Below are 11,656 nucleotides of genomic sequence, written 5' to 3' on the forward strand. Positions count from 1 at the left end.
GCATCGAATATATTGCGTGAATTTGTGCTTCAGCATGAGGGAACGGTTATTCAAGCAGATGAACATGGCAGCGGTAGTCCTGACAACAAGGGGGTGTACACCAAGGATGAGGGAGGACACTATTGGCAGGATGAGCAGATTTGGCGTGTAGCCGGTTTGAAAAATCGCATATTGCAATATGCACGCGACAATCATTACGATGCGGTTTTCCTGATTGATTCTGACTTGGTGCTGCATCCGCGGACGCTGGAGCAACTTGTATCGAGTGGCAAAGACATTGTATCCAATATCTTTTGGACCCGCTGGCAGCCGGATGCCAGGGAAATGCCACAGGTATGGCTGCAAGATGAGTATGCTTTGTATCGCCGCGGTGGCAAAACATTAGACGGAACCGAGGCGGAGGACGAGGGCACGCAAACGACTGCTTTTCTAACTCAACTGCGGATCCCGGGTTGTTATGAAGTTGGAGGGCTAGGGGCGTGTACCCTTATTCGCAAAAATGTTCTGGCAGCTGGAGTTTCATATGACCAGATTCCGAACGTATCTTTCTGGGGCGAAGATCGTCATTTCTGCATTCGTGCTCAGGCACTTGGTTTTCGCTTGTTCGTTGATACACATTTACCGGCTTACCATATCTATCGTTTGTCTGAACTCCCAGGGGTAGCAGCTTATAATCGCAGAGCCAGACGGGGCGATCAGACGATCAGTATTACCTTGTGTATGATTGTGAAAAATGAAGAAGCTTCCCTCGCCAGATGTCTGGACTCGGTCAACGGCATTGCCGATGAGATTGTAATCGTGGATACCGGATCAACGGATCGCACTCGTCAGATCGCTTCCAGATATACGGATCGTATCGTTGATTTTGAATGGGTGGATGACTTTGCAGCAGCACGCAACTATGCCTTCGATCAGGCGAAGAGTGAATATATTCTGTGGCTGGATGCCGACGATGTGTTTGAACCGGAAGATCGGGCGAAACTGATTGCCTTGAAACGTTCGCTGGACCCGGAGGTTGATAGTGTCACGATGGATTATAATCTGTCCTTCACAGCAGATGGCAAGGTAGCCTACAGCCTGCGCCGGAATCGTCTGGTGCGTCGGGATCGACAATTTCGCTGGATTGGCGCGGTGCATGAATATCTGGCTGTGGCGGGCAATCTGCTGCATAGTGATATAGCGGTTACCCACAAGAAAGATAAGGAGTATACCGATCGGAATCTGCGGATCTATCGCAAAAGGGAACAGGCCGGAGAGGAATTCGGGCCGCGTGACTTGTACTATTTCGGTAATGAACTGAAGGACCATGGACAGCATGAGGATGCGGTGAAGTACTATGAGAAGTTTCTGGATACCGGGCTGGGCTGGGTGGAAGATCAGATCGCTGCTTGCCAGAAAATGGCGGATTGTGAAGCTGCACTTGAACATCCGGAACAGGAGGTCACGGCGTTGTTCCGATCATTTGCCTATGATTTGCCAAGAGCCGAGATTTGCTGTCGATTGGGTGGTTATTTTGCCGACCGTGAAGATTATCGCAAGGCCCTGTTCTGGTACGAACAGGCCACTCGTGCTGTACGTCCTGATGATCCTATGGTGGTGCTGAATGAAGCAGCCTGGACCTGGATGCCGCATCTGCAACTATGTGTGTGTTATGACCGGATCGGTAACCGTGCCAAGGCCCGGGAACATAATGATATCGCACTCGCCTATCATCCAACACATCCGAGCATGTTATATAACGATCGATACTTTAAAGATTTGGAGAAGGATAACGTATTGGAAAATGCCTAAAGCGCGCATATAGATCGGAACTGTAGGTAGAGATATTACTGGAACAGTTGTTTGTGACAAGAGCCTCCTCTGATGAAGGAGTGGACGCAATGTGCCACTTTTATGAGAGGGGGTTATTGACGTAATTGCATTAAAGGGGTTATTGTAGATATATTAAGTCTTTTATTGAGGGGGAATGAGATGATGAAGTATTCCAAAGCTACCAATTACGCCCTGCACACGATGCTTTTTCTTGCGGCATCCAATTCAGATAAACCTGTGGGTGTGCAGCAGCTTTCGAAGTGGCAGAATGTTTCACCCACATATCTGTCCAAGATTTTAACCAAATTGACGAAAGAGGGGATGATTCATTCTTCTTCTGGTGCCCATGGCGGGTATACACTTCAAGAGAAGTGGGAGGATCTTACGTTTTTGGATATCATACAGGCCATTGAGGGTACAGTCTCTCTGTTTGATTGCTGTCATCATAAACAGGGATGCTTAATTCAAGAAACGATGATCACTGCCGAAGGCCAGATGGAAGAAGTGCTTAAAAATCGAAAATTATCTTCGATTGCCCGTAAAATATCAATGATGCATTAAGTATTTTTTTTCGTTTATAATAGATATAATTTGTCTCTTATATCTATTATAAATCACAACAAACAAATATATCCAAAAGATTTCACTATGTTCTCCCGCATCGTATTGGCCATGAGTGGTGGTCTGTATTTTGTCCTAGCCACGAACTATGCTGCAAGACTAGCTCCTGCTGGCAAACAGGGTAGCGCCATTGCAACTGTCATCACAGGATTCACCGTTTCGTTAGTATTAGGAGTGCCGATTGGTACCTTCATAGCTGCCTACATGGATTGGCACTATGTTTATATTATGATTGCAATTATCGCCTTTATTAATTTCATGCTGTTGTACAGATTTATTCCTCGAATGGAGGGTAACCCGTCTCTCTCCCTGAAGCAACAATTGTTGATTATCAAAGATAAAAAGGTCATCACCGGATTATTAACGATTGTGTTCTGGATTCTGGGCTACACCATGGTATTTGCTTATATCGCTCCACTTTTAAGTTCAGTAGCCGATTTTTCAATAGAAATGATTAGCACAGCGTTACTTGTATTGGGTGTATTTGCATTCATAGGTTCCCGTCTTGGCGGCTATGCGGTAGATCGATGGGGACCTGTTCGCACGATTCCAATCAGTTTGATTATTCATGCTGGAGCTCTCTTTATTTTGCCAATCACAGCAGGTTCCACAATAGGTATTCTTCTGACCATCATGTTTTGGGGCACAGCTGCCTGGATAACAACGCCCGCGAATCAGTTCTATTTGATAACATTGAGACCACAGTCTTCTGAAACAGTCCTGAGTTACAATACGGCAGTAATGAACATAGGTATGACTTTCGGTGCCGGATTGGGAGGTGTGGTTGTGAAATACTATTCCGTTCAAAATTTGGGGTGGATTGGTGGTATGGTTCTGCTGTTGGCGTTGGTCATTGCCCTTGTTTCCTTCAGTTTGACTACAAAGCCAAGTTAAATTCAATGTCTTGATAAAAGGAAGAAGTGAATATTGGATTAATGTATTTCATCCAGAGGAGGATATGCTTTACAATAATGAATAACGGAAAAGCGGTGACCATGATTGCCTGTCTTCGGCTACCGAATTGATGAAGCAAGGGGAACTGTATATGAATCTGACGGAAGTATTATTGGAATCGAGACTGGTCGCGATTGTGCGCGGTATTAGCCGTGAACCGGCGGTAACAGCTGGACAAGGCATGACGAGTGGTGGCATCCGACTGATGGAAGTCACACTAAACACGCCTGGAGCACATGATATTATTGCAGACTGGCGTGAGAGACATGAGGGTGAAGCCTATATTGGAGCCGGCACGGTACTGAATGTGCAGATGGCCAAGGAAGCGGTCGCTGCAGGCGCACAGTTTCTGGTGTCTCCCAATGTCGATCTGTCTGTCATTGAATATGCTGTAGAACATGGTGTCGAGATCTGGCCTGGAGCCATGACGCCCACGGAGATTGTCGCTGCCCATGAAGCGGGAGCACGAGTTGTGAAGCTGTTTCCGATGGCGAGCCTGGGCATTCCATATCTGCGGGAGATCAAAGCGCCACTGAATCATATTCCACTGCTGGCAACAGGCGGCGCCACACTCGAGAACATTGCTGATTATTATGCAGCAGGGGCTGCTGCAGTAGGTCTGGGAAGTGCACTGTTACCACGAGAAGCCCTTGCCGCAGGAGATCATGAGCAGATTGCAGCTTGTACACGGAGATTTGTGGAGGTAGCTGAAGCCTAGGCTTCCAGCGTCCAGATGAGGGTTATATATAGTTGGATATATATATGAAGGTGCCTTTAGATGATTTTTGAATCAATCGTTATCATAAAAACCGATGTCATTTAATGTGCCGCTCATTTTATTGTTTTATGATGGAGGTGTGCCAGAAGCCGGAAAGGAGAGATGCCCTGTGAAAGCTAAAACAATGATAGGCGGCATGCTCGCCGTGGCCGCAGTAACGGCAGGTGGATTATGGAAGGCAGCGGTGAAGAGCCAGACGCCCAAGAAGATTCCAATCACACTCACACCCCCAATGCCGTTTGAGGATGTGACCTTTGACAGTGGGGGAGGTCGGGTGCATGGTTGGTTCATTCCGGCCAGAGCTGACATTCCGAAACCATGGCCGCTCATTATTATTGCACATGGCTGGGGCTCCAATCGCTCCCGTGTTCTTCGTTATGCACGTCCGATCTGGGAAGCAGGATATGCCTTATTTATGTATGATGTGCGTAGTCATGGGGCCAGCGATCTGGTTCGTGCTGCATCTGCCTACCTGTTCCGGGATGATCTGCTCGCGGCATTGCAGTATACGACTGCACGACCAGAGATTGATGCGGATGCCATCGGAGTGCTTGGACATTCTTTGGGTGGACTGGGCACGATTCTTGCAGTGACGGAAGGAATTCCTGTATCAGCAGTGATTACGGACTCGATGCCATCGCAATTTGAGGTAATCGTCAGTTCAGAGCTGAGACGCCGGCGTCTGCCCCTGTTTCCACTGGCCCAGTTAATTCCGAGAATCTGGTTCTGGCGACTGGGTGAATCTCTGAAATCCTATCGTCAGCGTGATCCGGTGATGATGCTGAATGAACGGCGCAGGGGGATGCAACTGCCGATGCTTATGGTGCACTCCAAGGGAGATAATTTCATTCCCCCGAGTGAGCTTGAATATTTTATGTCCAAAGCCGATCCACCCGTAGAACATCTATGGGTCAACAGCGGAGGACACAGTTGTTCCGAGGAAGACCCGGCCTTTTGGGATACCGTTATTCCATTCTTGCATACCCATGTCCAAGGTCGGCCGAAGTCGGACAATTCCACTATTGCGAGCAGTTGAACCAGGTAGAATCAGCCTACATAAGAGTGCAGGCTAACAGAGAAAACGCCAACGTGGTTGGCGTTTTTTTTGCTGTTATTAGCAATATGCAGAAATTCACATTTGTAAATTTGCCCGGAAAACAACCATTCAAAAGGAAGCTTATGGTATCATAGAATAGACTGGCAATATTCATGCGAGGTTATTTGTTATGCTTCTTTGTATGAAATTGAAGGGAGAGGTCAAGATTTGAGTTTGAATTGGAAGATTAATCTACGTTTGAAAATGTTCGCAACCAAAGCAACAACCGCAGCGATGGCAACACTGCTGCTTGCTTCGCAAACACTAGGTTTTGCAGGCAGTGCATCAGCCACGCAAGCAGAGCAGTTGACCGAAGCGACAACGGGGGAAAATGAACAACTAGACGCAACGAGCAATGACGTGCCTGAGGGAGCGAAAATCTCATCCAGGCAAGCCAGTGAAAATATACTAAAATTATTTCCATTGTTAAAAAAGGCAACGATCTCATCTGCACGATTCGATTCACCTAATTCCTATCCACCGCCAGACTACAAGGCATGGGAGATCGGGTTTCAGATTACACAAGGCAATCATACGGCGGGATTCAGTGGAACTGTACATGCAGGCACAGGGGAAGTGTTAAGTGTACATTTGCCGTCGGATATTCTGGATAAACATGTCTCGGAATCAGATGTGAAGCTAACCAAAGCTGAAGCTGAAGAAAAGGCCGTGGCACTGTTGTACCAAGCGATTCCAGATCTTAAGGACAATGAATATGCTCCGCTTGGAGATCTGTATTCTTCCATTGAACAAGAGTCATTGTTTGGCAGAACAGAGTACCGATACGGGTACCAGTTAAAACATGACGGATTGTTATCTGACGCAGAGACAGTCTACATTAATGTGGATGAAAGTGGTTTGGTGACAGGTTACTCGCGAGGTACTACCGAAGCCAAGTATCCCTCATCGAAACCGGCAGCTTCAGAAGAGAAGGCCAGACAGCAGTTTGAAGAACAGTTCGATGTGGAACTGGCTTATATCTCCAAAGATCGTCTATCTTCCAAACAGGGTCAGCAGTATTACCTTGCATATACACCCAAAAATATCAGTATCGTTCCGATTGAAGCCAATACATTGGAACGGATTAATCCATTAACAGGTAAAGCTGTGGATGAAGATTCTTTGCAGCAGGATACGAAGTTAAAAGGTGATGTAACTCCTTTTGTTCCGGCCAATGGTACGAGGTTGAATGTTCAGCAGGCCGCCAATCGGGTCGCAACGAACTTTGATATTCCCAAGGGTTATAAGCTGGAACATAGCCAGCTGAGCAAGGGATATTACTCAAGTCCGAACAGTCAGGTATGGAGTCTGAGCTGGAGTGATCGAAGTGCCAATATGTCCTATATGTTCATGCGGGATATCTCAGCACAGGTAGATGCAGTTACCGGGCAGATCTACAGTTATACGATGATGCAACGAATGGGACCGGAGATGGAACTGGAGAAGCCGGCTGAGGAGAAGGCAGGCAAATTGGTAACGCGGAAGCAGGCTGAGAAACTGGCAATGAACACGGTGATTGCGTTAGTTCCAGATGCAACGGAGCAGTTCCGGCTGACTAACGTGATTGAGGTGGACGATGCTCGCACATTTTTGTTCCAGCGTTATCTGAACGGAATTCCGGTTAAGGATGATACGGCACAAGTACAGGTGCTGAACAACGGGACGATTAACGAGTTCTATACGCGTATTGCGGCAACACCTGAACAATTGCCGGCAGATGTTAAGCCAGCTATCAGTTACGAAGAGGCCAAGGCGCTCTATCTGGAGGAGTTCAAGCTGATCCTGGCATATTCCCGTTATGGCGGATATGGTAGGAACGGTGGTCAAGTCATCCCAGCGGGGGTGAAACTTGCTTATATGCCTACACGTGATGAGAATTCGATCTATGGCAACTATGAAGCGCTGGATGCGAACACAGGAGAGTGGAAGCTTTTATACGGGGACACAAGCTCTGCAACCAAGGCTGAACCTACGGATATCTTGGGTCATGTGGCCGAAGCAGCTCTACGTAGTATGACACAGCATGGCGTATTGCTTGCTGATGAGCAGGGACGTGTATTCCCGGATCGTGTGATCACCCGAGGAGATTGGTTTAACTATCTGGCAAGAGCGATTAATCCAAATATGGATCTGTACTACAGTGGGGACGGAGATGACAAGTTATACGCTGATGTGACGCCTGACAGTGCGTATTATAAGGCAGTTCGGGCATTAATCGATCAGCGCTGGCTTGCCGGAGCGGACCCTGAACAGAATTTGAATCCGCAGGAAGAGATGACACGTGAAGAATTGGCAGTGTTGCTCGTACGTATTTTACGCTATGAGAAGTTGGCCGGATTCTATACATTGCCATCGGATCTTCCCAACATTGCGGATGCCAGTGCCATTATGAGTAAGGGAGCGGTTTCCCTGAGTTTGAAGCTGGGATTACTTCCTTCGATTGAAGGACGATTCATGCCTGCACGCAAAGTGACGGTTGCCGAAGCTTCACAGGTATTGGAACGGCTGGCGAAGCTTCAAGGTAAGACAGATACGTTTATGAGTGGTAATCGCCTGTATTAGACTAGGAATCACACATATCATGCCCAAGCGAATCATAGGATGAAGATAACAGGTAATCGTGATTCATTGAACTGAAGATCAAGGGGACCTTCCATAGAAGGTCTCTTTTGATTTGCTTTGACAAAACTACAATGACGACAGAGCCTTTTGTGATACAATAAGGCGTGAGAACTTTGCAAAGAAGGGTGGGTTCCTTTCATGGGTAAGAACGGGAAACGAATTATCACCATACTGCTGGCAGGCTGTCTGATTGCTGTAGCATTACCACGTACGGTTGATCTTGATCAACTGTATGCTGCATCAGGGACATCAGATATATCCACGGCAACAGATTTGCGCCAGACCTTGCTTACCGCAATGTCACAGCGAACGGAGGAACTTGTTTTTACATACAAAGGCAATGTGAAAGACCTCAAAAAACAATTACAAACCTCCATCGATGAGGCAATGAAGAGCGACCCCTATATCCAATATACCGTTAAAAGTTATGCATTTAATTATAAAGGCTCCAATGTGTCGGCCGAGGTGCATGTGACTCTCTCCTATCGGGAGACCAAGGAGCAGACCGATTTTGTGAATCGTAAAGTCACGAATGTGTTGAAAGAAATCATCAAACCAGGTATGACGGATCATGAGAAGGTCAAGGTCATTCATGACTGGATTGTGCTTAACCTTTCCTACGATACTTCGCTCAAGAAATATACGGCCTACGACGGGCTTGTTACAGGCAGTACCGTATGTCAGGGATACTCATTGCTGGCCTATCGGATGCTGGAGCGAGTTGGTATCGATAATCGAATTGTGGAAGGTACAGCAGGTGGGCAGCTTCATGCCTGGAATATCGTGAACCTGGACGGCAAGTGGTATCACATGGACACCACCTGGGATGATCCTACCCCTGACCGCAAAGGTAAGGTTAGCCACAGCTATTATTTGCTGAGCGATGATGAGATGGCACGTGACCATATCTGGACAGGCAAAAGCAAGTACCCCGCTGCGCCCGCCCCATATCGAGAAGCTTTATTAAAGCTGGTGAAGGCCGGAGATAGCAAAAAAGCCGCTTATCAGAAGCTGTACCATGCTCTGGACTATTCCCTGTATGATGAAGAGGATGCGGTTAAAGGCCATGCTGCGCTGAAGACCAAAGTTCAGAGTAAGCTGAAGGAAGGCGGAACCTCGCTGACATTCAGGTACAAGGGTACGGAGGCTGGACTGATTGAAGATTTGCAGGATTTGTACCAGCTTGGCATGAAGTCAATATCTTATTATGTGTCCAAAATGGAAGGTACTACGGATCTGCGCGTCAAAATTAACTGGATGTTATAACAATCGTTTTGAACAGGATGCTCCGCTTGAGGAGTATCCTTTTTTGCATTCAATTTTGTGTTCAAAAACGAGTTTTTAGTGTTGTCTATTTTTTGTATATGTCGCTTTGCTATTCTAATCTTCGGCGTATGCCAACACTACGTACGAGGAGGATATGCAAACAATGAGGAAAAAAGTGAGCATAGTGATCATTGCTCTGTTACTGGTCACGCAAATGATGCAGGGTTGGATATTTACACCAACCATGCATGCTCAGGATGAATCAACTAATTTGCCAGCCAGTGCAATCAGCGATACAGCATCAGAAGAAGGTTTGGCAGGTTCGGTAATTACAGATCAATTGATTACCAGTGTGCAGATGTACAATCAGGAACCAGAAGACAACGGGAATGGCACGATTGAAGTCAAAGGAGATAAAATCGAGGATATTCGACCACGCATTCAGGATGAGGTAGCTGTAGTCTTTACATGGGGACTTGCAGATGACAACCACAACTACAGCGATGGCTCTACGTTCACCTTTAACTTACCCGATAAATTCATCATCGGATCGCAGCTTAAGGGTAATCTGGATGGCGGTGTTGGGGAGTATGTGGTGAATCCAGATGGCACAATCATCTTTACCTTTAATGAACTGATCGAGCATGCGAAGCTGGAAGGCAACTTCTACGTGTGGATCAAGTTCGATGAGAGCAAGATGGAAGATGGCTTGAAACAACAGATAGACTTTAGTTCCGCAGGGCAGGGCATCATTGATGTGCATTTTGCCAACACAGCCATAGATAAGTTGACGAAATCGGGAAGCGCAAACAAAGACAACTTCAACTCGGACGAAATTAAATGGACGGTAGATTTTAACCAAGGCGAGAAGGCTATGAAAAATGCGGTTCTTACAGATACGTTGCCAACAAACCTTGAACTCAAGGGCAATATCGAAATTCGCGAATTGGAAGTGCAATTGAATGGATCTGTAAAAGAAGGTCCACTAGTTCAAACGGAACCACAGTTTCCAATTGTATTGGGAGACACAGATAAGGCATATCGTGTAACCTATACGACAAGTGTTAAAGCACCAACCACTGCTCCGTTCACCAACGTGGAGTATCAAAACGAGGTTGCGCTTACAACGGATCAGAGCGAGCACGACGAAACAGATATTGGCCGAGTTCGTGTAAGTTTTAATGAGCCCTTGAACAAGTCAGGGCAAGATAGTGTGTATGATCCGGTGACACAGACGATTACATGGAAAGTGCAATATAACTACAATCAGCAAGAAATCATGCAAACGAATGCATGGATTGAAGACCGCTTTGATACGGCAAAACAGCAACTGATCAACCATTCCGTCAACGTGTATCAAGTGGACATTAATGCAAGTGGAGCGGCTTCGAACAGAACACTGATCAATCCGAATGAATACACAATTGAAGCGATGGGTACAGGGTTCGATGATGGCTTCAGATTACATTTTAAGAACGATATTACAAAGGCCTATGAGATTGAATATGATACACAATCCATTCATCGTGTTTATACAAACGACACCATTACGAACACAGTTAACATGTATGATGGTACTTCCAAAACAGGCCGAAGAGACATTCAGGAAGTCATTTTTGCAAAGAGTGTAAAAAGTGAAAACTTCAACACAAAAGAAATCGAATGGCAGATGGTGTTGAACCGTGATTTGCAGGACATGACGGAGATCGTCATCACCGACAATTACGAAGGCAGACATATGAAACTGATTCCGGGTAGTCTTCAAGTGAGCGGTGTTAACCAAGACGACTTTGAACTGATTCCGGACCCGGCTGATCCAACGTATGAAAAAGGATTCTCACTTCGCTTGAAGGACGGCGTCACGCTCAGTACGGAGCATGTTATTACTTATAAGACAAGCTTTGATCCGACAGCAGGTATGCCAACGGATGATGAATATCGCAACTCAGCCAAGATCGATTGGGAAGAGTCTGATGTACAACAGACTGCGATTACGAAATCTGCTGTGGTCAAACCTCAGGACTACACGATTCAAAATGGTAACAAGAAGGGGGAGTATAGCGCCAAAGATAAAAAGATCACCTGGACAATCGATGTAAACTACAATTTGCAGGAAAGGCAAGCTGATGATCAGGGTGCCCAGTAGAACGAGCAGGATAGAGAATTTTTTCATTATACATCAACTCCCGTTGTCCTAGAAAAAATAGTATACCTTTCTCTATTCTACTTACGGATCTATACAAAATATGGACAGGGACGAAAGGACGTACAGAAATGTTCGAAGGGGGAAGCCGACCCAAAACAAAACCTGAACCGCTCCCTGTAAAGTAGACAGTTAAAAAAACAAAAATTAGTTCATTGAGATACCTTAGCCCGGATGACGTGCTAAGGTATCTTTCTTGTTATACAGCTCTTCGGTATTCGTTCGGAGACAAGCCGCCCAAACACTCCGTGTAACGGTAGTTGTTGTAGTAGCGCATATAACGACGGACTGCGCTGTACATATC

General features: G+C 46.3%; 8 protein-coding genes and 1 pseudogene. 8 read left to right on the forward strand and 1 reads right to left on the reverse strand.

From position 1 onward, the window contains the following. Window positions 1-720: 720 nt before the first annotated feature. From J7E78_RS30070 to J7E78_RS20610, 8 genes and pseudogenes are all read left to right on the forward strand, one after another. A complete protein-coding gene (locus tag J7E78_RS30070; protein ID WP_215077988.1) occupies window positions 721-1,791 on the forward strand; it encodes a glycosyltransferase in 1,071 nt (356 codons plus the stop codon). A 183-nt stretch (window positions 1,792-1,974) separates the two neighbouring features. Beyond that, complete coding sequence (locus J7E78_RS20580; RefSeq protein ID WP_215077989.1) at window positions 1,975-2,373, forward strand: RrF2 family transcriptional regulator; 399 nt, start codon at window positions 1,975-1,977, stop codon at window positions 2,371-2,373. Window positions 2,374-2,460: 87 nt separating this feature from the next. Next, window positions 2,461-3,327, forward strand: a pseudogene (locus tag J7E78_RS20585) (MFS transporter); the annotation flags it as partial. Between the two features lie 151 nt (window positions 3,328-3,478). Next, a complete protein-coding gene (locus tag J7E78_RS20590; RefSeq protein ID WP_215077976.1) occupies window positions 3,479-4,105 on the forward strand; it encodes a bifunctional 4-hydroxy-2-oxoglutarate aldolase/2-dehydro-3-deoxy-phosphogluconate aldolase in 627 nt (208 codons plus the stop codon). A gap of 169 nt (window positions 4,106-4,274) precedes the next feature. Then, complete coding sequence (locus tag J7E78_RS20595) at window positions 4,275-5,201, forward strand: alpha/beta hydrolase (RefSeq protein ID WP_311517728.1); 927 nt, start codon at window positions 4,275-4,277, stop codon at window positions 5,199-5,201. 228 nt (window positions 5,202-5,429) lie between these two features. Beyond that, window positions 5,430-7,823: a YcdB/YcdC domain-containing protein gene (locus tag J7E78_RS20600; protein WP_215077977.1), complete on the forward strand. Its 2,394-nt coding sequence runs from the start codon at window positions 5,430-5,432 to the stop codon at window positions 7,821-7,823. 198 nt (window positions 7,824-8,021) lie between these two features. Then, a complete protein-coding gene (locus J7E78_RS20605) occupies window positions 8,022-9,149 on the forward strand; it encodes a transglutaminase domain-containing protein (RefSeq protein WP_215077978.1) in 1,128 nt (375 codons plus the stop codon). A 163-nt stretch (window positions 9,150-9,312) separates the two neighbouring features. Next, window positions 9,313-11,295 (forward strand): collagen binding domain-containing protein, encoded by a 1,983-nt coding sequence (locus tag J7E78_RS20610; RefSeq protein ID WP_215077979.1) that lies wholly within the window; start codon window positions 9,313-9,315, stop codon window positions 11,293-11,295. 256 nt (window positions 11,296-11,551) lie between these two features. Here the strand turns inward: J7E78_RS20610 and J7E78_RS30075 are convergent, their stop codons facing one another. Beyond that, a complete protein-coding gene (locus tag J7E78_RS30075) occupies window positions 11,552-11,653 on the reverse strand; it encodes an IS3 family transposase (protein WP_397330602.1) in 102 nt (33 codons plus the stop codon). Window positions 11,654-11,656: the final 3 nt, after the last annotated feature.

The organism is Paenibacillus polymyxa, assembly GCF_018614975.1.
GTDB lineage: Bacteria > Bacillota > Bacilli > Paenibacillales > Paenibacillaceae > Paenibacillus > Paenibacillus polymyxa_E.

Excerpts from the sequence above, each read along its gene's own strand:
- J7E78_RS30070 (WP_215077988.1), top strand. The coding sequence starts at position 721 with ATGATTGTGAAAAATGAAGAAGCTTCCCTCGCCAGATGTCTGGACTCG.
- J7E78_RS20580 (WP_215077989.1), top strand. The coding sequence starts at position 1,975 with ATGAAGTATTCCAAAGCTACCAATTACGCCCTGCACACGATGCTTTTT.
- J7E78_RS20590 (WP_215077976.1), top strand. The coding sequence starts at position 3,479 with ATGAATCTGACGGAAGTATTATTGGAATCGAGACTGGTCGCGATTGTG.
- J7E78_RS20605 (WP_215077978.1), top strand. The coding sequence starts at position 8,022 with ATGGGTAAGAACGGGAAACGAATTATCACCATACTGCTGGCAGGCTGT.
- J7E78_RS20610 (WP_215077979.1), top strand. The coding sequence starts at position 9,313 with ATGAGGAAAAAAGTGAGCATAGTGATCATTGCTCTGTTACTGGTCACG.
- J7E78_RS30075 (WP_397330602.1), bottom strand. The coding sequence starts at position 11,653 with ATGTACAGCGCAGTCCGTCGTTATATGCGCTACTACAACAACTACCGT.